A 24007-nucleotide genomic window follows, 5' to 3' on the forward strand; every position below is an offset into this window, starting at 1 on the left:
TTTTGATTCGTCTGTTTTGTCACATGCTCGCAATATGCACAAAATCATTCTTTTTCGGAAAGATAAAGGTGAAGGTTGTGCCTTGGTCTATCGTGGAGTTGACCTCGATCTTGATATGAAGAGCGTCTGCTCCTTTTTTCGTTAAATAAAGCCCCATTCCTGTTGAGGCGGTGTCATTGTGATGTCTCGTTGAGGTAAAGCCTTTTTCAAAAATACGAGAAAGGTCTCTTGGATCTATCCCTCTGCCTTGATCTGAGATCGTCAGCATCACTTGGTCATTCATTCGCTTGCTTTCAATGGCAATATCGGACGAATGACTGTACTTAACTGCATTTGTGAGCACCTGTCTGATCATAAAGGATAACCATTTTGTATCACTTAATACGTGACGTTCTTCTAGCGTGAGTTCAAAGCCGATTCCTTTTTGCATGCACCATGATTGGAGCGCTTTGATTTCTTTGGCTAAGATGCTTTGCAGGTCAAGCTGTTCAATAAATAAATCATTTTCGATATGACGTATTCTGCTTTGGTGCAGCTGGGCATCGAGTAATAAATGAATTCTGAGCCATTCATACGTCATATTCGATTTCAGCGGCTGCTCTGTTAAGCGGTCAATCATTAAGTGCATCGCTGTGAGAGGTGTTTTCACTTCATGTATCCATGAGAGCAATTCATCCTTCTCTTCTTCAAGGGCGATTTGCTGTTCTGCTGCCATTTTCCGGTAGCGGGCAATTTGCTCTGATGTCGCATCATGTACAAGCTGTTCAAATGGGGAAGATGGAGTGAGCCGCATTTGATGATCAATATGATCATCCCATTCTTTCAGCCGCTCATAATACGCCGTTTCTTTACGATATCGGAAAAAGAGAAAGACGATCATGAAAAACGTAGATAATAACACAATATAAAAAAGAGACGCCAGTGGAATGGTCGTATCCAAATAAGCAACAAACAGAATGAGGAGCTGCAAACTAAGAAAGAACAGGATCCAGCTTCTTCGTTCTTTTAAAAATGCTTGCAGCATCATTGATCATCCTTTTCTTTTGCAAGATAGCCTTGGCCCACTTTTGTCTCAATGTAGGTGCCAAGGGAGATCTCATCTAGTTTTTTTCTAAGGCGATTGACGTTCACAGTGAGTGTATTGTCACTGACAAACCGTTCATCCTCCCACAGTGCTTGAATGAGTGATTCCCTGCTGACAATATGATTTTTATGCTGAATCAATTCCTTGAGAATAAACAGTTCATTTTTCGTTAATTCCACTTCACCGTGATCATTTGTGACGGTGTTTTTTTCTAGGTCGATCGTAGCGCCGCACCATACCTTTAAGCTTGCAGGTTCTGCATTGTAATCATGTACCCTGCGAAGAACGGCACTGACTTTGGCAATGAGCACGTCAAAGTGAAAGGGCTTTTGTACAAAATCATCGGCACCGAGCTGCATTGACATGACCATATCAGCAGGATGGTCACGAGAGGAGAGGAAGATGATCGGTACATTTGAATGATGCCGAATCATTCGGCACCAGTGAAAACCATCGTATTTTGGCAGCTGTATATCAATAATGACGAGATCAGGCTGAACAGAAGTGAATTCCTGCATCACCTGTTGAAAATCATGAATCCCATAAACATCATAGGACCAGTTTACTAGACGTTCTTTGATTTCTTGGAAGAGGGTTGTATCGTCCTCAATCAGTAAAATTTTAAACAAAACCAGCACCACACTTTTTGTATTCGCTTGTATGTAATTGTAGCGGAAAAAAAGCGCTGCCGCTAGAAGCAGACAAGAAAAAAGCAAGGGAAGGGCTCCCTTGCTTCAATTTATTTACCTAAAAAGTGCTTTTTAAAGAATGATAGTTGATAGTCGAGTGTGAGCGGATCATTAAAATAGAATTCTTCTGCATTTGCCTCATACACACGATGTTTTTTCACAGCTGGGATGGACTTGTAGATTTCACTGTTTTGATAGGAATTGTCCATTTCGCTGTTTTTACTTATGATCATATAGTCTCCAGCAAACTCAGGAATGACCTCTTGTGAAACCGCATAGTAGCCAGCCTTTAATGCTTTTTCTTTCACTTTTTCAGGCATTTTTAGTTTCATTTCTTGGTAGAGGATTTCTGTGCCGCGGCCCCATGCATCTCCAAACACGTAAAGATCTTTTGTGCCGCTTTCAAACACAGAAACCGTCGCATCCTCACCGATTTTCGCTTTGATTTCTTTTCCAGCTTCAGCTGCGCGTTCTTTAAAATCTTTTACCCATGCTTTGGCTTCTTTTTCTTTGTTTAATACTTTTCCAATTTCAATATGCTGCTGAAGGTAATCGACTTTGTTATACGTAAACAAAACTGTTGGCGCGATTTTTTTTAGTTTTTCTACATTTTTTGTATTGCTTAAGCCAATGATGACATCAGGCTTTAGTTTCATGATTTTTTCCACATTGGCATCCGACACTTCTTCCACATCTTTCAATTCCTTTTGGAAGCGAGGGTTCTTTTTTGACCAAGAGTCGACGCCGACTAGGTTCACACCTAGTGACATGACATTACCCGTGTAAGAACCGAGTACAACGACACGTTTTGGATGCGCTGGCAGCTTCACAGGGCCATTTTCAGATTGATATGTAATCTTGTCTGATGATGTTGATTGATTTCCTTTATTTGAGGAAGAGCTGCTGCTATTGCCACATGCGCTCAACGCAAGTACAAGGATGAGCATCAGAGGGAACAATATTTTCTTCATGAATGTAGACTCCTTTGAAATCGGCACATAAGCCGGGTATTTGATTGCACGAGTGATAATGATAATTATTATCACTTGGATATCATATCATAGGAGTGCGGTCTGTTGTCAATTGCATTTTGATAGTTGGTGATAAAAAATAGAGGGGGATTTTTGGTAGAAAAAAAGATCAAGGCACATGTGTCCTGATCTTTTTTCTTATTTAAACCAGCCTTTTTCTTTTGAGCGTGTAATGGCTTCAATGCGGTTTTTCACTTCTAGCTTATCTAAAATAATGGAAATGTAGTTCCGGACAGTGCCGCTTTTAATGCTGAGTTCCTTAGCAATTTCTTTTGTGTTTTTGCCGTCTGCGACGAGTTCTAGGACCGATTTCTCTCGTTCTGTTAAAGGATTTTCGTCACTATATAAGTCTTCCATTAATTCAGGGGCGTACACCTTTTTCCCTTTCATCACACTGCGAATGGCACTTGCCAGATCTTCACTTGGACTGTCTTTCAGCATATAGCCGCTGACGCCAGCTTTGAGCGCCCTTTGGAAATAACCAGAGCGGGCAAAGGTCGTTAAAATGATGATTTTCACATCTGTTCCTTTGAGCTCTTCCGCTGCATCAAGTCCAGATTTTCCTGGCATTTCAATATCCATTAAGCAAATATCAACAGGGTGTTTTTTGGCAAAATCGATGGCATCCTGGCCATTCGATCCTTTCCCAACTACCTTCATATCGTCTTCTAAATCAAGAAGTGAACCGAGCGCACCAAGCAGCATTTGCTGATCCTCTGCGATAAAGATGTTGATCATTTCATCCCCTCCTTTTCTTTTGCTGCTGAATCATTTGGAATACTCATGATCAGCTTTGTTCCGTCCTTTGTCTCAATACGCAGGCGCCCATTTGCAAATTCCAATCTTTCTCTAATTCCTAAAAGGCCATGACCCTTCGTTTGAGAGGGAGGATAATCGCCTTTAAATGTCCCATCATCCTCGACGGTGATGATGGCTTCCTTTGATTTTTGATGAATGGTGATTTTACAGATGGTCGCATTACTATGTTTGACGACATTTGTCACTGCCTCTTTGATGCACATGCTCACAATGTTTTCGTTAAGAAGAGAGATGTGTTTTGGCGCTTCCTTTTCATCATAGATCAATTCAATTCCGGCTGCTTCGAGAATTTGCTGTATGTTCGACAGTTCATCTTTGATTCGTATGCCCTTCATGGAGGAAACAATCTTCCGCACTTCATTCAGAGACGTTCTGGCTGTCTGCTGGACGCTTTTGAGCTCGGCACGAGCCTGTTCAGGATCTTTATAGATGAGTTTTCGGGCAAGATCACTTTTTAAACCGATAAGAGAAAGCTTTTGTCCAAGGGTATCATGCAAGTCACGTGCAATGCGCTGCCTTTCTTCAATTTTTACAAGGTCAGCGATCCGTTCATTGGCATTTTCTAATTTCTCTTCAAGCCGTTCACGTTCTTTCCTGCTTCGAATGCTGAGAGGGAGGAGAATGGCACTAATGAGTGTGATCACAACAAAAGGAATTTGTGTGAGAAACCATCCCTTTTTTAAAATCAAGCTAAAGTTCACCGCAATGGCAGCGCTCCCTAGATGAATATAGTATAAGATATAAAAGGGTACTTTTCTTTTAATATGCCCATTGAAATAGGCGATGCAAAAAGCGAAATAAATGTAGCTGTAGAGCATCACATAGCCAGTAGAAATCGCAATCAATAGAAGACCGAATACATATAAAGCCCAGCCTTTTGAGACAAAGGCAAAACGATAGACGGCAAAAAAGACGACGTTTAAAATGATACCGATCACAATGCTTAAAGTCGATGGGGTCTTAAAGATAAAATAGAAGGGCAGGATGAAAAAAATGGCCCATATATAGGGAGAAATCCCATGCAATTTTTGAATTTTAAACTGTTTTTTCATCCGTGTGCCACCTTTTCCGTTTTCGTTCTTTTTCCTTACTTTATCAAATTCAACTTATGGTTGCATCCTGTAAATGACAACAAGCTCCTTCTAGTGTAAGAAAGAGCTTGCACCAATTATGCATTTTTCTTCAGAATGTCTCCTTTAATGACAGGGACGGTCATCTTCTTAGATTGCCGTGCTTCTTTAAAGGTAACGAATGCTTTCGTTTCTTCATCCCAAAGTCTAAATTTCATTGACTCAATACTTGTTTTTAAAGTGATGGTTGGAACATTTTGAAGCGGCTCACTATGCTCATGAGCATGCTCCAAATGATAATTCGGTACCCTCGGACTTAAATGATGGACATGGTGATAACCGATATTGCCTGTTAACCACTGAAGAAGTTTTGGCAATTTGTAAAAAGAACTGCCTTCTACAGCTGCCTGCACATAATTCCAATGTTCATCTGCTTCAAAGTAAGAATCCTCAAACGTATGCTGCACATAAAACAGCCATACACCGATTGATCCAGAAATCAGAAAGATTGGACCTTGGACAAGTAACAAACCTTCCCAGCCAAAAAGGAGATAGGTCGCTCCTGCCAACAAAACAATCGATACATTTGTGAAATAGGTGTTCCAGCGCTCTTTTTTACGAGCATTTTTGACGTTGAAACGGTTTTTAAACAGGAAAACAAAGATCGGTCCCAAAATAAACATCACAAAAGGATTACGATAAAATCTGTAGCGAAATTTCGTCCATATTGATGCTTCTTGATATTCTTTGACTGTCAGGAGCCAAATGTCACCAGTACCTCGTTTGTCTAGATTACTGCTTGTGGCATGGTGAATCGAATGATCTCTTTGCCATTGAAGATAAGGGAAAAGGGTGAGTACACCTGTTAAGAAACCGAACAGGTGATTCAGCGGTTTCTGTTTAAAAAAGGATTGATGGCAGCAGTCATGAAAAATAATAAAGACACGTACTAAAAAACCAGCTGCTATAACCGCAAAGAAGAGGGTTAAAAGGTAGGAGATGTTCAGGCTATAATAGGCGAGAAACCAAAGCCCCAAAAATGGAATGAATGTATTAAAGAGTTGAATGATACTTTTTTTCGAATTAGCACCAGAGAATTGGCCAACTTGTTTTCTTAAAGTGGCTTGCTGCTGTGTGTTTGTTGAAGTCGTCATGAACGTTCAAGTCCTTTCCGTTTCTTTCTACTTCAAAGTATAGAAGGAAAGGTGTCATGCTCATAGTAGCACCCATCATGTATTCGATATGACATTTGTCATGTTGGACGCCGGAAAGGCTGACGGTATCAAGGTTTGTAAGCTTATTTTATTTTAAATAAAAAAGTAAAGGCGCTTAGCCTTCACTTTTTATGAACGTGCTTCATGAACTTTTAACTGCTTGCCTTTAATGGTTGTATGGCGCATGGCATTCAGCACAAGAGGGCCTTTGCCATTTAAAATATCGACATATGTTTTCGTATCTTGAATGGTAATAATCCCAATGTCATCGAAGGCAACGCCTTCTATTTTGGCAATGGTCCCAACGAAATCAACGGCCCGCAGTTTTTTTTTCTTTCCGCCGTTAAAATAAAGCTTCATAATATCCTTCTCAACGCCTGCCTGTTTATTTTCCTTTTGAATCGGTGTTTCAATCTTTTCTTCAAAGCTTTCTACATACTGCTCTGCTTCTTCCTTTGTTGGATAAGGCTGCGTCTGGAAATCAATACCTGCTTCCTGCTTTAATTCATCAATCAGAGGCATTGCGTTTTTGGTCATAAACGCAATGGTTTTCCCGCTTTTCCCCGCTCTGCCAGTTCTTCCTGTTCGGTGAATATAGCGCTCTTTTTCATAGGGCAGATCGTAATGAATCACATGTGTCATATCACTGACATCAATGCCCCGGGCTGCTATATCGGTTGCGATCAAATAACGGAACTCACCGTTTTTGAATTCATCCATGACAGCGAAGCGGTCTTCCTGTCTCATGCCTCCATGAATTTTGTCACAAGGCACATCCCATTCGTCCAGCTTCATTGTGAGTTCATTCACTCTGTCCTGTGTATTACAGAAAATAATGCAGCTATCTGGATTTTCAATGACGATCGTACGCTGAAGAAGGGAGAATTTTGCTTCTTCTTCCGTTTCAATCACGGTGTGGGTGATTTGTTGTACAGACGTTTCCGCGCGTGCGATTTCAATCACTTTTGGTGATTGTAAAAACTGTTCGCTCAATTTCTTCATCTCATCAGACATGGTCGCTGAAAACAGCATTGACATGCGCTTTGGCGGCAGATACTGAATAATAGAAGAGACTTGATCAATAAATCCCATGTTCAGCATTTCATCCGCTTCATCTAACACGAAAAATTTGAGGTTTTCTAATGAAAGAGTACCTTTCTCAAGGTGATCCAAAATTCTGCCTGGTGTTCCGCACACAATGTGGTTTTTCTGTGCAAGCTCTACTTTTTGGGCTTGAAAAGGGGCTTTTCCATAAATGGCTGCGGCTTTGATTCGTTTCAATCGTCCAAGGCTTGTGAGATCCTGTTTGACCTGCATGGCGAGTTCTCGTGTTGGAACGAGGATGAGGGCTTGAGGTTTATTTTCAGCCCAATCGACCATTTCACAAATCGGCAAACCATAGGCTGCGGTCTTGCCGCTGCCAGTTTGAGATTTGACGATCAGATCCTGCTTTGAAAAAGCAACGGATAATGTCTCGTGCTGAACAGGTGTAGGTGTATGGAAGTGAAGTGCTTTTAGCGCTTGTTTTAATTCATTGCTTAATGGATATTGATCAAATTGTTGTAATGTCATCGTGTTCTCCTTTTCGTACATTCATACTTGTGACATCATACCATAACCATGACCGTGAATGAAAAGACATGAAAAAAAGCCCCATAAAGGAGCTTTTGATTAAAGGAATCTGCGTTTTACTTTTTCCCAGTAGGAGTTGTCTTTTAATTTCACTGTTTTAATGACTTTTCCTGAAAGGCCGATGTCAATTTGTTTGACGTGTTTCGTGCCAAGCGCTTCGTTATCAAGCCCGATAATTGGATGGTCGTTTCCGTCCTGCACAACCTTCAGCGTTAGCTTGCGGTCACTGCTTAAGATGAAAGGAGCACCCAGTGTACGGTACGAGTTGTTGTTTAGCGATGCAAGCTCTGTGACTTGCATACAAGGGAGCATCGGATCAACCACGGCGCCGTTTACCGATTTATTGTAGGCTGTTGAGCCGGTCGGAGTAGAAATAATCATTCCGTCTCCTCTAAATGTTTCAAAGTGGAAATCATCTATATACACATCGATCACAAATGTTTTAATAATGCTTGAGCGGATCGACAGTTCATTTAAGCAATGGAACTGATTGGTACTGTCAACGCTTACATCGATGATCGGATATTTTCTCACTTCAATCTGTTCAGTGTTCATGGCATCAATCATTTTATCAAAATGCTCTAATGAAAAATCGCAGTATAGATGCGAATTCTCTGTTTTTGATACCCCTACATACAAGCAGTCATCCCGGAAATTCGTTTTGCGGACTGCTTGAAGAAATGTGCCATCCCCGCCAATTGAAGCAATAATATGGGCATCCTCTGCACGCTTGACGACTTGAAAGCCTTGATCGGTAGCGAGCTTCTCCAGAGAAGAAATGTGTCCATCCAATTCATGATCTTTTTTGTAAAAGAAAAATACATTGCGACGATTGTCTGTCATTGACGTTCTCCCCTTTGTTGTCAAAAATAGTTTTCCAATAATAAAGGGCTTACATGTGAACCCTTGCTCACATTTTACACTTTTTTCATATGAAAGTAAAAACATTAGAAAAACCTGCATGATGAAGGCATTCGTTTTTAGAAATGAGTCAATGTAAGGGATTCGAAAAGGGCAGGATTTGAGCATAATTGAATAGCTTCTTTCTCATGAAAGAGTGGTTTAGGTGTTTCGTTGTGGTGTAGAACTAGCCTATTAGGTGCAGAGGGAGGATAAAAAAGCCAATTTTTCGTCATGCGCATCTCAAAGGAGACGATGTAAAGTTGATCGTGAATGAAAAGAGGTGCTATCATATGATGAAATGAAATGTAAAAAAACCACAATTCCTGTGAAACATTTCATGTGAATATTCGTATCAATGAAGAGAGACAAAAAGGAGGAGAAAAAGATGAATGCGAAAAGATGGGTAGCGTTAATCATTGCACTAGGTGTTTTCGGATTTTCAATTGTGATAAGTGTCACGATGGCCTTGTTCGAAAACTTCAATGACAATAAAATGAGCTATCAATTTGGGGATGAAATAGAAGAAAAGGTACTAGAGGATGGAAGCGGTGCTGGGAAAATTGCGGTTCTTGAGATTAATGGAACCATTCAAGATAATGGCGGCGCATCAAGTCTGTTAGGCGGAGAAGGATATGATCATCGTGCATTCCTCAAGGAACTAGAAAAAGCGAAAGATGATGCTTCAGTAAAAGGTGTACTGCTGCGTGTCAACTCTCCTGGCGGCGGTGTCTATGAAAGTGCGGAAATACATAAAAAATTAGAAGAAGTGAAAAAAGCGAAGAAGCCGATTTACGTCTCCATGGGCTCAATGGCAGCTTCTGGCGGTTACTACGTATCAACTCCAGCCAAGAAAATCTTTGCTTCACCTGAAACATTAACAGGATCGTTAGGTGTGATCATGCAAAGCTTGAACTATTCAAAGCTGGCGGATAATTTAGGTATTAAATACGAAACAATTAAGAGCGGAAAATTTAAAGACATCATGTCACCAAATCGTGATATGACAAAAGATGAGCGCGACATCATGCAAAGCATGGTTGATAACTCGTATGAAGGGTTTGTCAAAGTCATCTCTGAAGGACGCGGCATGTCAAAACAGGACGTCAAGAAAATTGCTGACGGCCGAGTCTATGACGGAACACAGGCGAAATCGAACGGATTAGTCGATGAGCTAGGATATTATGAAGATGCAATCAAAGCAATGAAGAAAAATGAAAAAGGGTTAAAAGGAGCGACAGTGATCAGCTATTCTCAAAGCTTTGGCTGGAACTCTCTCTTCAATATGAGCGCAAGCAAACTCTTTAAAAGTGAAATTGATTTTCTCAATCTAAAAGAAACACTGGCTGGCTCAAACGGGTCTAAACCGATGTATCTCTATTCAAAATAAAGGAGGGATCATAGATGGATTCTACATTCGATGAAGTAACCGAAAGCCGCAGCCAAGAAGAATCGAATCCGGCTCTTGCGAAACGTGCAGTGATTGAAGCACAGGCGTTTGCAGGCTTTTGGATTAGGTTTTGGGCGTTTATTCTTGATTGGCTCGTCGTCTGGGGTGTCAACCATTTGACGGTTTCTCCAATCTTTAGTCTGTTTGGCTGGTCCAAAGGAGGAGGATGGTTTTCTCCATTCTCCGTCACAACGACGATTGTATTCCTGCTTTATTTCGCCATCATGACGAAAATCTTTCAACAAACACTCGGCAAAATGGTGTTTGGGATCAAAGTGGTCTCGCTTCAGCCTGAGAAGAAGCTGGCATGGGATGTCATTTTCTTTAGAGAGATTGTAGGTCGCTACATTAATACGCTCTTTGTTCTCTATGCTGTCGTTGGGTTCTCACCGAAAAAGCAAGGGGTTCATGATTACTTTGCCGATACGGTGGTCGTCCATGAACATTTATATGAAAAAACAGAAGCAAACGTATAATCAGAGGAGTTTGGCCGGGTACCGGTCAAACTCTTTTTTCATGATTGGGTATAAAATCCAGAATGAGAGCCATAATCGTAGAGAAGCATCATTTGTTATGGAGGAAGTGAGCACAGTGCTTTACGTTTGGATCGCAGCTTTTTTGTTCCTTGGGATCTTATTGATCTTCATGAAAGTAACCATTTCACTGGATTATTCACATGCAAATGACAATGACCACCTTGCACTGAAGATCATCACCTTATATGGAATCATCAGACTCAAAAAAGACATTCCGATGGTGAGGGTCAATCCAGAAGATCAAACGATTGATATACGTGAAAAGAAAATGGCGAGCGCCAAAACCCCTAGTCACGAAAAAGAATCCATACATCAAAAAGTGGGAAAACGTGATATGAAGCAAATCCTTCATCAAATGGAGCGCATCACAAAAGAGATCGTCGATTTAAACCGGATCATGCGTAAATTCTTCATTCACATCAGAATTGTATCGTTTCACTGGTCAACATGGATCGGCTTTCATGACGCCGCTTTAACAGGTGTAGCAGCCGGCGGTGTGTGGTCAGTCAAAGGAGCACTGCTTGCCTTTATGCAGGAGCATCTCACCTTTAAGCATAAACCGGTATATGAAGTCATTCCTGCCTTTCAGCATAATGTGTCTCAAACCCAGTTTACATGTATAGCTTATTTTCGTATTGGACATGCTATGCTTGCAGCCATTCGTTTACTTGTCCATTGGTTAAAAGGAAGAAAGGCGAGAAAAAATGCCTCTCTTCAAGCAACGAAGAATGAATCATCTGTTTAAGGAGGAACCCGAAAATGGCAGATCATCCAATCCAAGGTCTTATGAAGACAGCGATGGAAAACTTAAAAGAAATGATAGACGTGAATACGATCATTGGCGATCCAGTCGAAACCCCTGACGGCAGTGTCATTCTTACTGTGTCGAAGGTTGGTTTTGGATTTGCAGCTGGCGGCAGTGAATTTAACGGGAACCAAAAGAAAGAAAAACGTTCTGATGATCAAGAACGAAAAGAACCGAGACTCCCATTTGGCGGAGGAAGCGGCGGAGGTGTGTCTATTACACCAATCGCCTTCTTAATTGTCGGAACAAATGGCGTTCGAATGCTTCATTTGGATGAACATACACATCTGCTTGATAAAATATTGGATTCTGCTCCTCAAGCAATTGAACGTCTTCAGCACATGTTTAAGAAGGATGAACGGGAGAACCGTCATAAAGAACGAAAACTAGATGACATAGACCTTTAAAAAGTTAGCTGCGCTGCAGTTAACTTTTTTTTCAAAAGTGACGATTAGGCTTTGCAGTTTTTTGCTTTCTCTACTATGATAGAACCATACATTTGATAAGGGAGGAATTGTTTTGGCATCGATCACATTTAAAGGGAGTTCTGTCACGCTTGTAGGAAATGAAGTGAAAGTAGGCGAGCAGGCTCCAGATTTCACGGTATTAACGAACTCACTAGGGGAAGTTTCACTTTCAGATTTAACAGGAAAAGTGACGATCATCTCAGTGATTCCTTCTATTGATACAGGTGTGTGTGACGCACAAACAAGACGTTTCAATGAAGAGGCAGCCGGTTTAGGTCCGGTCAATATCTATACAATTAGTGCAGACCTTCCATTTGCACAAGCACGCTGGTGCGGAGCAAACGGAATTGAAAATGTCGAAACATTATCTGATCACAGAGATATGTCATTTGGTGAAGCATTCGGAGTATATATGAAAGAATTGCGTTTATTGGCGCGCGCAGTCTTCGTATTAGACCCGAGCGGAAAAGTGGTTTACACTGAATACGTAAGCGAAGCAACGAATCACCCAAATTATGAAAAAGCCATTGAAGCTGCAAAATCACTGTTATAAAAGCAGCATCGACAAGAGCTCCGGCTTCATCCTGGGGCTCTTTTCAATGAGGAGATATAGCTTTTAACAAAGCGAGGAGAGAAAAGCATTGCAGAAAGATCAAGTAAGTACGATTTTTGAGCTGCTCGATACAGCTTCTATTCGATTAAAAAAGGACCAAAGCATTTCCTATATTGAAGCATTGGCTGAAGCAGGAGAAGCCTTTTTCCAAGCAAATGATCGAGACGGTTTACTAAAGGATTTAATAGAGAAAGCAGATTTTGCCTCTTATGATCATGAGCAGATTCGTAAAGCGTTTCAGCTCGCCGTATTGAAAGGACAAAAGGATATTTCCCATCCAAATCGTCAGATGACCCCAGATACGATCGGGCTGTTTGTCAGCTATTTGGTGAATAAATTTTTAGAAGGACAAAAAGAGCTTGTTGTCTTTGATCCAGCAGCGGGAACAGGGAACTTACTGCTTGCTGTCTTAAACAATCTCACTGCAGAAACAAAGCGCGGCTTTGCGTCTGAAATTGATGATGTACTCATTAAAATTGCATGGGCACAGGCAAACTTGGAAGAGAAGGAAGTCGAGCTTTTCCATCAAGACAGCCTTGAGCCGCTTTTGATCTCACCAGTAGATGTCACTGTATGCAGTCTGCCAGTCGGTTATTACCCAAATGATGAGCGTGCAGCAGACTATGATTTGAAGGCAAAAGAAGGACATGCCTTTGCCCATTATTTATTCATTGAACAAAGCCTTCGTTATACGAAAGAAGGCGGCTTCTTATTCTTCATCATTCCAAACGATTTGTTTGAAGGAAAAGAAAGCGTGCAATTAAAGGATTTTATCAAAGATCATGCATATATGAATGCGTTAATTCAGCTGCCGGTCTCTATGTTCAAGGACAAAAAGCACGCCAAAAGCTTGTTTGTGATGCAAAAGAAAAAGGAAGGCTTGGAAGCACCAAAGCGGATGCTCTTTGCCAATCTGCCGTCTTTCTCACAAAAGGAAGCCATGGTGGATGTGATGAGAAAATTAGACCAGTGGTTTATAGAAGAAAAAGAAACGAAAGAATAGCCAGAGTGATGTCTGGCTATTTTATTATTCAGAAAATAACGACTTATCGATGTAAGCGGTAACAGTTTGAAGGTGCACTTGAAATGCAAAGTTTTCAATGTTTAAATGAAAAAGTCAGATATTTTTCGGACTTATCGTTAAACTATAAAAGACCCGTCAAACAGGTTGAATATAGCACCGGAAAAAACGTGAAACCTTATATAACAACTGAGTAAAAGGAGCGACAGGAATGTCTAAAATTATTGCAATCAACGCAGGAAGCTCATCTCTTAAATTCCAATTGTTCGACATGCCAGAAGAAACCGTTTTAACCAAAGGCCTTGTTGAAAGAATCGGAATGGACAACAGTATCTTCACGATTTCTGTAGATGGAGAAAAGAAAACAGAAATCACAGATATTCCAGATCATGCAGTAGCGGTCAAAATGCTGCTTGAAAAACTAATTGAATTTAACATCATCAAAGACTTTAATGAAATTGATGGCGTAGGACACCGCGTCGTTCACGGCGGAGAGAAATTCAGCGACTCTGTTCTTTTAACAGATGAAGTCATCAATGACATTGATCAGCTTTCAGAGCTAGCACCACTGCACAACCCTGCAAACGTTGTAGGAATCAAAGCATTCAAACAAATTCTGCCTGACGTACCAGCGATTGCTGTGTTCGATACAGCCTTCCACCAAACAATGCCAGAGCAGTCTTACCTATACAGCCTTCCGTACGACTACTACAAAAACTTTGGTATTCGTAAATACGGATTCCACGGGACAAGCCATAAGTTCGTAACAGAGCGTGCAGCAGAGCTATTAGGCCGTCCTCTTGAAGAGCTTCGTTTGATCTCTTGCCACCTTGGAAATGGTGCAAGTATCGCAGCAGTTGAAGGCGGAAAATCAATCGATACTTCAATGGGCTTCACGCCGCTTGCGGGTGTTGCAATGGGTACACGTTCAGGTAACATTGACCCTGCCCTTATTCCATTTATTATGGAGAAAACAGGACATACAGCTGAAGAAGTACTTTCTACTTTGAATAAGAAGAGTGGTCTATTAGGTGTGTCTGGTCTATCAAGTGACCTTCGTGATATCGAAGAAGCAACAGAAGAAGGAAACGACCGTGCAGAAGTAGCTCTTGATATTTTTGCAAGCCGTATTCATAAATATATCGGTTCTTATGCAGCGAGAATGAATGGTGTAGATGCGATCATCTTCACAGCTGGAATCGGTGAAAACAGTTCAGAAGTAAGAGCTCGTGTACTTCGTGGTCTAGAATTCATGGGCGTTTACTGGGATCCTTCTCTTAACAACATGAGAGGCGAAGAAGCATTCATCAGCTACCCGCACTCTCCTGTAAAAGTGATCGTCATCCCAACGAACGAAGAAGTAATGATTGCAAGAGACGTTATGCGCTTAGCATAATCAAAAATGAAGAAGCTCTTTTCCAATAAGGAAAAGAGCTTTTTTCTGTTAAAAGCAGCATGCTATAATGTTGTCCAATACGAAGCAAAAAGGAGCGGTGTGAAAAATGAGCGTTGCAGAGCATAAACGTGAGGCGAAAGAGAGGCTTTATATAAAAGTTATTACGGTCAGTGATACAAGAACGAAAGAAACAGATAAAAGCGGCCGCCTGATGATTGATTTGCTTAAAGAACAGGGACATCTCATTCTTGCATACGATATTGTAAAAGATGACATTGGAGCGATCCAAGACGCTGTGTTAGAGGGAACAAGCGAACCGAAAATAGATGCCGTCTTGTTAAACGGGGGCACAGGAATTGCAGCAAGGGATGTCACCATTGAAGCGATCACCCCGCTTTTCTCCAAGGAGCTGCCAGGCTTTGGCGAAATCTTCCGCATGCTGAGCTATACAGAAGACATTGGTTCAGCCGCTATCTTGTCCCGGGCAGCGGCTGGGGTCGTCAATCAAAAAGCGGTTTTTGCCACACCAGGCTCTACTGGAGCTGTTCGTTTAGCCATGACAAAACTCATCATTCCAGAGCTTCCTCACGTCTTACGAGAGCTTGAAAAGGATCAAAAATAGCCCAAAATGACTCGGCCAAGAAAATTTGGCGGAGTTTTTTTCATAAAGGGGTTGAAAAAACAATTTTTCCTTGTTACAGTGTATACATACTAAATGCATGTTTATAAATTAAAACTTATTTTTATGCAAAAAACATTCACAGAATCAAAACAAGCGAGAGGAGCTTTTCAATCATGTCACAAAATAAAAAAGTCGTATTAGCATATTCCGGAGGTCTTGATACCTCTGTTGCAGTTAAATGGTTACAAGAGCAAGGATACGAAGTCGTTGCTTGCTGCCTGGACGTCGGTGAAGGAAAAGACTTAGCATTCGTTCAACAAAAAGCACTTCAAGTCGGAGCGGTTCAGTCTTACATGATTGACGCTAAAGAAGAGTTTGCTGAAGAATTTGCACTGACTGCATTACAAGCACACACGATGTATGAAGGGAAATATCCGCTTGTATCTGCATTATCTCGTCCACTTATTGCAAAAAAACTAGTGGAAGTCGCAGAAAAAGAAAATGCAGTAGCGGTTGCACACGGATGTACTGGTAAAGGAAACGACCAAGTCCGTTTTGAAGTATCTATTAAAGCATTGAATCCAGACCTAGAAGTTCTTGCACCAGTGCGTGAGTGGAAATGGTCTCGTGATGAAGAAATCGATTATGCTCAAAAGCACGGTATTCCAATTCCGATTAACTTAGACAGCCCATATTCAATCGACCAAAACCTTTGGGGCAGAAGTAACGAGTGCGGCATTTTAGAAGATCCTTGGGCTGCACCGCCAGAAGGAGCATATGATCTAACGACTCCACTTGAAAAAACACCTGACACACCTGAGATCATCGAAATCACGTTTGAAAAAGGAAAACCAACAGCCATTGACGGTATCCAGTATTCATTATCTGATCTCATCCTTCATTTAAATGAAGTCGCTGGTCAGCATGGGGTTGGCAGAATCGATCACGTTGAAAACCGTCTTGTGGGCATCAAATCTCGTGAAGTGTACGAGTGCCCAGGTGCTGTCACACTTCTAAAAGCGCATAAAGAGCTTGAAGATTTAACACTAGTGAAAGAAGTCGCACACTTTAAGCCAATCATTGAACAAAAAATGGCTGAATTAATATACAACGGATTATGGTTCTCACCGCTTAAAGAAGCATTAGATGCTTTCTTACAAGAAACACAACAGAACGTAACAGGTGTTGTACGTGTGAAACTATTTAAAGGCCATGCCATTGTAGAAGGACGTAAATCACCATATTCACTTTATGATGAAAATCTAGCAACATACACAAAAGCAGATGAATTCGATCATGATGCTGCGGTAGGATTTATTAATCTTTGGGGCTTACCAACAAAAGTAAACAGCATCGTGAATAAAAAGGAGCAGGTTAAAGCATGAAAAAGCTTTGGGGAGGCCGATTTCAAAAAACACCAGAAAAATGGGTCGATGAGTTTGGCGCGTCCATTCATTTCGACAAACAATTAGTCAAAGAAGATCTGACCGGCTCCCTTGCTCATGCAAGTATGCTGAATACATGCGGTATCCTGGGCGATAACGAGGCCGCTGCCATCAAAGATGGACTGAATACGCTCATGAAAAAGGCAGAGGCAGATGAATTGGAATTCTCAGTCGATTATGAGGACATCCATTTAAACCTTGAAAAAATGCTCATTGATGAGATTGGTCCGCTTGGCGGCAAATTGCACACAGCGAGAAGTCGGAATGATCAGGTTGCAACCGATATGCATTTATATTTGAATAACCAAGTAGAGCATATCATTGAACTGATCTCGTCCTTTCAAACAGTGCTTGTGGAAAAAGCAGAACAGCATGTTGAAACGATTTTTCCAGGATATACGCACTTGCAGCGTGCACAGCCTATTTCCTTTGCTCATCATATGCTCGCTTATTTCTGGATGCTTGAACGTGACAAAGCGCGTTTTCAAGATTCTTTGAAGCGAATTAACGTGTCTCCACTTGGATGCGGAGCGTTAGCAGGAACGACATTTCCGATTGATCGTGAATATACAGCAGAGCTGCTTGGCTTTGATCATATTTACGAAAACAGCCTTGATGGCGTAAGTGATCGGGATTTCATTTTAGAGTTTTTGTCTAATAGCAGCCTTGTGATGATGCATCTCTCACGTCTTTGTGAGGAAATCATTTTATGGTGCTCTCAAGAATTCAAATTCATTGAGCTTGATGACACATATGCAACAGGGAGCAGCATGATGCCGCAAAAGAAAAACCCGGATATGGCTGAATTGATCCGCGGGAAAACAGGCCGTGTATATGGCAACCTGATGGGGCTTCTCACCATTATGAAAGGCTTGCCGCTTACGTATAACAAAGACTTACAAGAAGATAAGGAAGGCATGTTTGATACAGTGAAAACCATCGCTGGCAGCCTGCAAATCTTCACAGGCATGATTCAAACAATGACAGTGAACGAAGATGTCATGAAAAAAGCAACAAAAGAAGATTTCTCAAATGCGACCGAAGTGGCAGACTACCTTGCGAAAAAAGGCATGCCATTCCGTGAAGCACACGAAATCGTTGGCAAGCTCGTGTATACATGCATTCAAAAAAGCATCTACTTAAGTGATCTACCGTTTGAAACATTCACAGAAGCGAGCGATCTTTTTGAAGAAGACATTTACACCGTTCTTGATCCGTATGTTGCTGTTGAAAAAAGAACAAGTGCAGGTGGAACTGGATTTAAACAAATTCAGCTCGCTTTAGAAAAAGCAAAAGCCTGCCTAGCGTAACACGTCAAAAAACCATTCGTATGATGCGGATGGTTTTTTTGCTGTCAGAAAGGAGAATCCTCTTCCTTGGAGAACATGATAGCAGAAAGGGTTCATAAGTGCGCCAGATGCTGGTTTATAGTAAAGTAAAGATAAGAAACATGTGAACTTGCAACCTTTGCTTTAGGAGGAGATTGTGTGCGACACGCATTAATAACAGCGGGTTCTAAGGGACTTGGCAGGAAAGTCACCGAGTCTTTACTGAATATGGGGTATTCTGTGACAGTGAATTATCGAAGTGATGATGAAGCTGTGCGGCAGATGAAAGAAGAATTGCATGAATATGAAGAAAAGCTTCAATTTGTCCAAGGTGATGTGACAAACAAAGAAGATTTAAAAAACATGGTAGAGCTGGCAGCAGAGCGATTTGGGCGGATCGATGCCTTGATTAACAATGCCGGACCTTATATTTTTGAACGTAAGAAACTAGCGGATTACTCTGAAGATGAATGGTATCAAATGATGGAAGGCAACTTATCCGCTGTGTTTCATTTGTTCCGAATGGTCATCCCCATGATGAGAAAACAAGGCTTTGGCCGCATTATCACGTATGGCTTCCAAGGAGCAGACCATGCACCAGGCTGGATGCACAGATCAGCCTTCGGAGCGGCAAAAGTGGGGCTGGCGTCATTGACGAAAACCATTGCGATTGAAGAAGCCGAAAACGGCATCACAGCCAATATGGTTTGCCCAGGCAAAATCGTTGGAGACATGAAAGAATCCACAATAGAAGAAGCACGCCAGATCAAAGACGATGAAACGCCGATTGGCAGGTCTGGTACTGGAGAAGATATCGGGCGCATCATTTCATTTTTATGCGATGACCGCTCTGACCTGATTACAGGGACCGTTATTGAAGCAACAGGTGGTCTTAACGTCATTCACAGACATTAAGTTTTTCAGTTTTTTATACAGGGAATAGATGAAATGAGATCAAATTCGAAAGGTGGATATACTCACATGAAAGCTACATATCACGGACATTCAGTCGTACACATTGAAACAAACGGATACCATATTTGGATTGATCCATTTTTAAAAGGAAATAAACACACAGATATCAAGCCGCAAGATGTCAAAGCGGATGTCATTTTACTGACACATGGGCATGGAGATCACCTCGGTGACACCATTGAAATCGCTAAAAACAATGACGCGCTCGTTGTCGCGCCAAACGAACTTGCCGTTTATTTAAGCTGGCAAGGGGTGAAAACGCACCCGCTTCATATCGGCGGCGGACGTGAGTTTGAATTTGGTAAAGTCAAGCTCACGCAAGCGTTCCATGGTTCAGCTGTCATTGATGAAGATGCAAAAACGATTACGTATACAGGCATGCCATCAGGTATTTTATTTACTGCAGAGGGCAAAACGATTTATCATGCTGGAGACACTGCGCTCTTTTCAGATATGAAGCTGATCGGTGAGCTGAATCATATTGAGCTTGCATTCCTTCCGATCGGTGATAATTTCACGATGGGGCCGGACGATGCAAGAATCGCAGCCGAATGGCTTCGGGCGAAGCAGGTCGTGCCGATTCACTACAGCACATTCCCGCCGATTGAACAGGACCCGCATGCATTTGCAGACAGCCTGCATGGCGGCGTTGGTCATGTGTTAAACAGCGGAGAATCGATTGAGATTTAATCAACATAGCAAAAAGCCGGCATTCCAATGCCGGCTTTTTTTGTTTACGTGTATCGTGCTGAAAAAGACAAATTGCTATTAAAAGCCTCCTGCCCTTATAATGAAACATAGATGAAAACGCTGAAAACAAAAAGGGTGAACGGGATTGGCGACAAAGCATGAACAAATTTTATCGTATATTGATTCATTAGATGTTGGAGAGAAAATTTCTGTCCGGCGTATTGCGAAAGAAATGAAAGTGAGTGAAGGGACCGCTTACCGGGCCATCAAGGATGCTGAAAATAAAGGATTCGTCAGTACCATTGAACGAGTTGGTACCATTCGGATTGAACAGAAGAAAAAAGAAAATATTGAAAAGCTGACATATGCAGAAGTGGTCAATGTTATTGATGGACAGGTGCTTGGAGGACGAACGGGCTTACATAAAACATTAAACAAATTTGTCATCGGTGCGATGGAGCTTGATGCGATGATGCGCTACACGGCAGCTGGAAACCTGCTGATTGTCGGAAACCGGATCAATGCACACAGACAAGCATTAGAGGCAGGAGCAGCTGTGCTGGTCACGGGCGGCTTCTCAACAGATGATGAAATCATTCAGCTCGCAGATGAGCTTGAGCTGCCGATCTTATCGACAAGCTACGATACATTTACCGTAGCAGCTCTCATAAACCGAGCCATTTATGACCAACTAATAAAAAAAGAGATTGTGCTTGTGGAAGATATTTTAACGCCGATCGAACGAACGGTGTATTTATCACCAGAGGATAAGCTTGAAAAATGGTATGAAAAGAATTATGAAACTGGCCATGGCCGTTTTCCGGTCGCAGACGACCAAATGAAAATTCACGGAATCCTCACCTCAAAGGATATCGCGGGGCATGACCGCTCTACACCGATTGAAAAGGTGATGACGAAAAATCCGCTGACAGTCATTGGAAAAACCTCTGTCGCCTCTGCTGCTCAAATGATGGTATGGGAAGGCATTGAGGTGCTGCCAGTCGTAGATGATTATGCGAAACTAATTGGGATGATCAGTCGTCAGGATGTGCTGAAGGCGCTTCAAATGATTCAAAAGCAGCCGCAGGTCGGCGAAAAACTGGATGATGTTGTCTCAAGAGGCTTTAAAGATACCGATACAGATAAGCCAAAGGCAGATGCTGTGTATCAATATGAGGTCACACCCCAAATGACAAACCAGCTTGGAAACATTTCATATGGAGTGTTCACGCAAATTTTAATTGAATCCGCCAACCGCTTCTTAAAGTCTCATAAAAAAGGGGAGCTGATTGTCGAAAGTCTCTCTGTCTACTTCTTAAAACCGGTTCAAATGGAATCCACGATACAGATCAAGCCAAATATTTTAGAAGTAGGACGCAAGTTTGGAAAGCTGGAAGTGGAGGTTTATCATCAATCGAATATCGTCGGGAAAGCGATGCTGATGGTGCAGCTGATGGAGAGAGGATAATCGTAAAAGGGCGATGACAAAAATGACAAAGGGCTAAAATAAACATCATTTTAGCCCTTCTCTCTTATTATGCGTGATCTTTTTCGCCTTCCTTTAAAAAGAGCGGAAGGTAATGCTTGTAGGCTTTATATCCAGCCCACGTACTGCCGATACCGACAGCAACAAAAATAAATCCAATGACAAATGCGAGTGACGAGCGGTTTAAAAATAATTGATTCACACCGAAGAGCAGGACAAAGCAGCCAAGTGCCATACTGGATTTCGCCGACCAGAATTTCTTTTCGACTGGACGGTTCGTACGGACATTCTTTGCTTTGTAGTATAAATAAAACATGGCAGAACAAATAATAAACACAATCAAAACAAGCATGTGCCAAGCCTCCATTGTAAGTGGTTACAACCCTATTTTAAACGTAAATAGGCTTGCTTACTAGAATAAATTGTCTATTTCTCACTTTTCCGTCAGGATAGATTATGATTTAATAATAAAAAGAGTATCGGATAAGAAGGAGTTTTTATGAAAAAAGAACTGATTAGAACCATATCATTATATGACACCATCATCATTCATAGACATGTAAGACCAGATCCAGATGCGTATGGATCGCAGTGCGGCCTTACGGAAATCTTGCGTGCCACCTATCCAGAAAAAAATATTTATGCGACAGGAACCCCGGAGCCATCCCTTTCATTTTTGTATGAACTTGATGAGGTGCCGGATGACGTGTACAAAGATGCCCTTGTCATTGTCTGTGATACAGCCAATCAAGCAAGAATTGACGATCAGCGCTATTCAATGGGCGATAAGCTGATGAAAATTGACCATCATCCAAATGAAGATCCGTATGGTGATTTGCTTTGGGTGGATACAGAGGCAAGCTCTGTGAGCGAAATGATTTATGAATTGTATTTAGAGGGGAAAGAAGAAGGATATCAGCTGAATACAAAGGCGGCTGAACTCATTTATGCCGGCATTGTAGGAGACACAGGCCGCTTCCTTTTCCCAAACACGACGAAAAAGACGCTCAAATATGCTGGAGAGCTTATTGAATATCCATTTTCATCTTCAGACCTTTTCAATCAATTGTATGAGACGGACCTGAATGTCGTGAAATTAAATGGCTATATTTTTCAACATATTTCTTTGTCAGAGAATGGGGTCGCCTCTGTTTTCATTAAGCAGGATATTTTGGAATCGTTCCAAACAACAGCGCAGCAAGCCTCACAGCTTGTTGGGACACTTGGAAATATTGCAGGGATTAAGGCATGGGTCTTTTTTGTGGAAGAAAACGATCAGATTCGTGTCAGATTCCGCTCGAAAGGCGTCGTCATTAATACCATTGCGAAAAAATATCATGGCGGCGGCCACCCGCTTGCAGCTGGTGCGTCTATTTATGATTGGGCCGTGGCAGATGAGATTTTGCGTGATTTAGAAGAAGTATGTAAATCATCATCATGAGAGAGGGGGGCTTCAAGTCCCCTCTCTCTTTTTTTGTCATGGAGAAAAGGGTTACTTGCATACAGGGATAAACCAGCAGCCGATGTCAGTTGAATCTTCATAGGCTTGGAGATTTTGATGCTTTAATTCTTTTTTAATTAAATGAGCCATCATTTCTGTCTCAGCATAAGCGCACATACCGTCTTTGATCCGGCTTGCTTTGTCTCGTGCCATTTGACGATAGCTGTAAACCTCCATTGTCCTCACCTCTTTCTGTTTTAGATCTCGTTCTACTTTTAGTGTATAAAAATAATGAGGGAAAAGCGATCATTGAGGGCAGAAATTCATAAAAATTCCACATGATCATTTATTCAGCAAATGAAATGCGCACTTCAAGTGAAAGCTTCGTATAAATCGTCAGCTCTGTCACTTTGGCGCGATATGCCTTTTCCCGAATGGTATATTCTTTGTTTTCCACCGTCCGTTTTAATAATTCCTTTGTTTTATAGACACTTTCAATATCCTTTGTAATGACCTCTGAGATATCCTCTTTGACCTGATCTTCAAATTTCAGCGTATCTGGCTCTGGGATTTTATATTGCTCACGATTGACGAGATGGACATCTACGCTTTGGATCAGCAGCCGTTTCTTATTATCCTCATTTAACTTATGCAAATCTTCCCGATAGAGTGTGATTTGTTCTTTCAGACTGTCCATATGGTGCTGCTGGCTTCTAAGCTGTGTCACCTGCTTTTCCTGAAAGGTTCCGTATGTAAAGAGGAAAATGAGCCAGCTCACAATCGCGCCAAACATCATCCCTGCAAAAAAACGCTGCCAGCCTGGACGTTTGTACAGCTCCGGCACCCTCATGATGACACATGCTCCTGTGTGAGCCACGTAATAATGAGATAACCTGTTTGCGCACCGCCCATGGCAGAGACAATTAATAAAATCTGCTTGAAAATATCACGCGTGTTCCCTTCGAAAATGCCTCTTTCAAAGCTATAAACGGCATCAAAAGTTCCACCGATAGCTGCGACAAGCGCCCAAATCTTTAAACGGTTGGCAAGACTCGTAATAATGGATAAAGGCGGCTGACCAGATAAATAAGCACCAACACCACCTATGATGGCACCGCCCAAAATGACCCCAAGAGCAATAAAATAACAGCTAATAAAATTCGGAATAAAAGCTTCCTTCACATCCATTGTGTCCACCTCACTCTATTCAATATATGGTGTGTGCAGGACAAGTATGAACGGACAGAAAAGAAAGAACATTTGTTTCTCACCGCATCGCGTTTTATAATGAAA

At 41.6% G+C, this 24007-nt stretch carries 26 protein-coding genes; 14 read left to right on the forward strand and 12 right to left on the reverse strand.

Annotated features, from left to right (window positions below; translation table 11 throughout):
• Positions 1–19 precede the first annotated feature (19 nt).
• From C6347_RS14365 to C6347_RS14400, 8 genes are all read right to left on the reverse strand, one after another.
• Positions 20–1024 carry a sensor histidine kinase gene (locus C6347_RS14365; protein WP_060596999.1) on the reverse strand — a complete coding sequence of 335 codons (1005 nt, stop codon included), beginning with the start codon at positions 1022–1024 and terminating at the stop codon, positions 20–22.
• Entirely contained in the window at positions 1024–1713 is a 690-nt protein-coding gene (locus C6347_RS14370) for a response regulator transcription factor (RefSeq protein ID WP_148660152.1), read from the reverse strand. Before C6347_RS14370 ends, C6347_RS14365 begins: the two co-directional genes overlap by 1 nt.
• Before the next feature lie 110 nt (positions 1714–1823).
• On the reverse strand, positions 1824–2744 hold the full coding sequence (locus tag C6347_RS14375) for an iron-hydroxamate ABC transporter substrate-binding protein (protein WP_106039682.1): 921 nt from the start codon (positions 2742–2744) through the stop codon (positions 1824–1826).
• A gap of 198 nt (positions 2745–2942) precedes the next feature.
• Positions 2943–3542 (reverse strand): response regulator transcription factor, encoded by a 600-nt coding sequence (locus C6347_RS14380; RefSeq protein ID WP_060596997.1) that lies wholly within the window; start codon positions 3540–3542, stop codon positions 2943–2945.
• The gene (locus tag C6347_RS14385; RefSeq protein ID WP_060596996.1) at positions 3539–4675 is read right to left on the reverse strand and encodes a sensor histidine kinase; all 1137 of its coding nucleotides are present in this window, start codon (positions 4673–4675) and stop codon (positions 3539–3541) included. Before C6347_RS14385 ends, C6347_RS14380 begins: the two co-directional genes overlap by 4 nt.
• A gap of 116 nt (positions 4676–4791) precedes the next feature.
• Complete coding sequence (gene desA / locus C6347_RS14390) at positions 4792–5847, reverse strand: Delta(5) desaturase DesA (RefSeq protein WP_066030558.1); 1056 nt, start codon at positions 5845–5847, stop codon at positions 4792–4794.
• A gap of 189 nt (positions 5848–6036) precedes the next feature.
• Positions 6037–7479, reverse strand: a complete 1443-nt coding sequence (locus C6347_RS14395; protein ID WP_060596994.1) for a DEAD/DEAH box helicase — start codon at positions 7477–7479, stop codon at positions 6037–6039.
• 99 nt (positions 7480–7578) lie between these two features.
• Positions 7579–8382, reverse strand: coding sequence for an NAD kinase (locus tag C6347_RS14400; protein WP_003216672.1), 804 nt, complete (start codon positions 8380–8382; stop codon positions 7579–7581).
• Positions 8383–8827: 445 nt separating this feature from the next.
• Between C6347_RS14400 and sppA the strand changes: the two genes are divergently transcribed.
• The 13 genes from sppA (at position 8828) to C6347_RS14465 (ending at position 21255) form a co-directional block, all read left to right on the forward strand.
• Positions 8828–9829, forward strand: coding sequence for a signal peptide peptidase SppA (gene sppA / locus C6347_RS14405; RefSeq protein ID WP_060596993.1), 1002 nt, complete (start codon positions 8828–8830; stop codon positions 9827–9829).
• 14 nt (positions 9830–9843) lie between these two features.
• Positions 9844–10365: an RDD family protein gene (locus C6347_RS14410; protein ID WP_034661878.1), complete on the forward strand. Its 522-nt coding sequence runs from the start codon at positions 9844–9846 to the stop codon at positions 10363–10365.
• Positions 10366–10480: 115 nt separating this feature from the next.
• Entirely contained in the window at positions 10481–11170 is a 690-nt protein-coding gene (locus tag C6347_RS14415; protein WP_223249898.1) for a DUF2953 domain-containing protein, read from the forward strand.
• A 14-nt stretch (positions 11171–11184) separates the two neighbouring features.
• Positions 11185–11637: a GerW family sporulation protein gene (gene ytfJ, locus C6347_RS14420; RefSeq protein WP_003216488.1), complete on the forward strand. Its 453-nt coding sequence runs from the start codon at positions 11185–11187 to the stop codon at positions 11635–11637.
• Positions 11638–11749: 112 nt separating this feature from the next.
• The gene (gene tpx, locus C6347_RS14425) at positions 11750–12250 is read left to right on the forward strand and encodes a thiol peroxidase (protein ID WP_034321005.1); all 501 of its coding nucleotides are present in this window, start codon (positions 11750–11752) and stop codon (positions 12248–12250) included.
• Between the two features lie 88 nt (positions 12251–12338).
• Positions 12339–13313 carry a class I SAM-dependent methyltransferase gene (locus tag C6347_RS14430; protein ID WP_060596992.1) on the forward strand — a complete coding sequence of 325 codons (975 nt, stop codon included), beginning with the start codon at positions 12339–12341 and terminating at the stop codon, positions 13311–13313.
• A gap of 229 nt (positions 13314–13542) precedes the next feature.
• Positions 13543–14727, forward strand: coding sequence for an acetate kinase (locus C6347_RS14435; RefSeq protein ID WP_034661872.1), 1185 nt, complete (start codon positions 13543–13545; stop codon positions 14725–14727).
• 106 nt (positions 14728–14833) lie between these two features.
• Positions 14834–15349, forward strand: coding sequence for a MogA/MoaB family molybdenum cofactor biosynthesis protein (locus C6347_RS14440; protein WP_106071763.1), 516 nt, complete (start codon positions 14834–14836; stop codon positions 15347–15349).
• A 173-nt stretch (positions 15350–15522) separates the two neighbouring features.
• Positions 15523–16734, forward strand: a complete 1212-nt coding sequence (locus C6347_RS14445; RefSeq protein ID WP_106036958.1) for an argininosuccinate synthase — start codon at positions 15523–15525, stop codon at positions 16732–16734.
• Positions 16731–18104 (forward strand): argininosuccinate lyase, encoded by a 1374-nt coding sequence (gene argH / locus C6347_RS14450; RefSeq protein ID WP_106071764.1) that lies wholly within the window; start codon positions 16731–16733, stop codon positions 18102–18104. Before C6347_RS14445 ends, argH begins: the two co-directional genes overlap by 4 nt.
• A gap of 177 nt (positions 18105–18281) precedes the next feature.
• Positions 18282–19037 (forward strand): SDR family oxidoreductase, encoded by a 756-nt coding sequence (locus C6347_RS14455; protein WP_066030562.1) that lies wholly within the window; start codon positions 18282–18284, stop codon positions 19035–19037.
• 66 nt (positions 19038–19103) lie between these two features.
• Positions 19104–19787 carry a metal-dependent hydrolase gene (locus C6347_RS14460; protein WP_060596988.1) on the forward strand — a complete coding sequence of 228 codons (684 nt, stop codon included), beginning with the start codon at positions 19104–19106 and terminating at the stop codon, positions 19785–19787.
• Positions 19788–19932: 145 nt separating this feature from the next.
• Positions 19933–21255: a CBS domain-containing protein gene (locus C6347_RS14465; protein ID WP_106031188.1), complete on the forward strand. Its 1323-nt coding sequence runs from the start codon at positions 19933–19935 to the stop codon at positions 21253–21255.
• Between the two features lie 67 nt (positions 21256–21322).
• Here C6347_RS14465 and C6347_RS14470 read toward each other — a convergent pair whose 3' ends face one another.
• The gene (locus C6347_RS14470) at positions 21323–21625 is read right to left on the reverse strand and encodes a YtpI family protein (RefSeq protein WP_003216665.1); all 303 of its coding nucleotides are present in this window, start codon (positions 21623–21625) and stop codon (positions 21323–21325) included.
• 147 nt (positions 21626–21772) lie between these two features.
• Between C6347_RS14470 and C6347_RS14475 the strand changes: the two genes are divergently transcribed.
• Positions 21773–22714 (forward strand): DHH family phosphoesterase, encoded by a 942-nt coding sequence (locus tag C6347_RS14475; RefSeq protein WP_003216520.1) that lies wholly within the window; start codon positions 21773–21775, stop codon positions 22712–22714.
• 51 nt (positions 22715–22765) lie between these two features.
• Here C6347_RS14475 and C6347_RS14480 read toward each other — a convergent pair whose 3' ends face one another.
• The 3 genes from C6347_RS14480 to ytrH all read right to left on the reverse strand — a co-directional run bounded on the left by C6347_RS14480 (position 22766) and on the right by ytrH (position 23902).
• Entirely contained in the window at positions 22766–22951 is a 186-nt protein-coding gene (locus tag C6347_RS14480) for a YtzJ family protein (RefSeq protein WP_003216400.1), read from the reverse strand.
• Between the two features lie 109 nt (positions 22952–23060).
• Entirely contained in the window at positions 23061–23564 is a 504-nt protein-coding gene (gene ytrI / locus C6347_RS14485; protein WP_060596986.1) for a sporulation membrane protein YtrI, read from the reverse strand.
• Positions 23561–23902, reverse strand: coding sequence for a sporulation membrane protein YtrH (gene ytrH / locus C6347_RS14490; protein ID WP_034661856.1), 342 nt, complete (start codon positions 23900–23902; stop codon positions 23561–23563). The genes ytrI and ytrH overlap by 4 nt, the downstream gene beginning before the upstream one ends.
• Positions 23903–24007 lie beyond the last annotated feature (105 nt).

Source organism: Bacillus sp. NMTD17 (assembly GCF_002998735.1).
Classification (GTDB): Bacteria; Bacillota; Bacilli; order Bacillales; family Bacillaceae; genus Bacillus.

Bases quoted from the DNA above. Each gene is read 5' to 3' on its own strand.
- C6347_RS14435 (WP_034661872.1), top strand. From the start codon at position 13,543: ATGTCTAAAATTATTGCAATCAACGCAGGAAGCTCATCTCTTAAATTC.
- C6347_RS14460 (WP_060596988.1), top strand. From the start codon at position 19,104: ATGAAAGCTACATATCACGGACATTCAGTCGTACACATTGAAACAAAC.
- C6347_RS14395 (WP_060596994.1), bottom strand. From the start codon at position 7,479: ATGACATTACAACAATTTGATCAATATCCATTAAGCAATGAATTAAAA.
- C6347_RS14470 (WP_003216665.1), bottom strand. From the start codon at position 21,625: ATGCTTGTTTTGATTGTGTTTATTATTTGTTCTGCCATGTTTTATTTA.
- sppA (WP_060596993.1), top strand. From the start codon at position 8,828: ATGAATGCGAAAAGATGGGTAGCGTTAATCATTGCACTAGGTGTTTTC.
- C6347_RS14475 (WP_003216520.1), top strand. From the start codon at position 21,773: ATGAAAAAAGAACTGATTAGAACCATATCATTATATGACACCATCATC.
- desA (WP_066030558.1), bottom strand. From the start codon at position 5,847: ATGACGACTTCAACAAACACACAGCAGCAAGCCACTTTAAGAAAACAA.
- C6347_RS14440 (WP_106071763.1), top strand. From the start codon at position 14,834: ATGAGCGTTGCAGAGCATAAACGTGAGGCGAAAGAGAGGCTTTATATA.
- ytrI (WP_060596986.1), bottom strand. From the start codon at position 23,564: ATGAGGGTGCCGGAGCTGTACAAACGTCCAGGCTGGCAGCGTTTTTTT.
- C6347_RS14375 (WP_106039682.1), bottom strand. From the start codon at position 2,744: ATGAAGAAAATATTGTTCCCTCTGATGCTCATCCTTGTACTTGCGTTG.
- argH (WP_106071764.1), top strand. From the start codon at position 16,731: ATGAAAAAGCTTTGGGGAGGCCGATTTCAAAAAACACCAGAAAAATGG.
- C6347_RS14365 (WP_060596999.1), bottom strand. From the start codon at position 1,024: ATGCTGCAAGCATTTTTAAAAGAACGAAGAAGCTGGATCCTGTTCTTT.
- C6347_RS14445 (WP_106036958.1), top strand. From the start codon at position 15,523: ATGTCACAAAATAAAAAAGTCGTATTAGCATATTCCGGAGGTCTTGAT.
- ytfJ (WP_003216488.1), top strand. From the start codon at position 11,185: ATGGCAGATCATCCAATCCAAGGTCTTATGAAGACAGCGATGGAAAAC.
- C6347_RS14380 (WP_060596997.1), bottom strand. From the start codon at position 3,542: ATGATCAACATCTTTATCGCAGAGGATCAGCAAATGCTGCTTGGTGCG.
- C6347_RS14410 (WP_034661878.1), top strand. From the start codon at position 9,844: ATGGATTCTACATTCGATGAAGTAACCGAAAGCCGCAGCCAAGAAGAA.
- C6347_RS14385 (WP_060596996.1), bottom strand. From the start codon at position 4,675: ATGAAAAAACAGTTTAAAATTCAAAAATTGCATGGGATTTCTCCCTAT.
- C6347_RS14400 (WP_003216672.1), bottom strand. From the start codon at position 8,382: ATGACAGACAATCGTCGCAATGTATTTTTCTTTTACAAAAAAGATCAT.
- C6347_RS14480 (WP_003216400.1), bottom strand. From the start codon at position 22,951: ATGGAGGTTTACAGCTATCGTCAAATGGCACGAGACAAAGCAAGCCGG.
- ytrH (WP_034661856.1), bottom strand. From the start codon at position 23,902: ATGGATGTGAAGGAAGCTTTTATTCCGAATTTTATTAGCTGTTATTTT.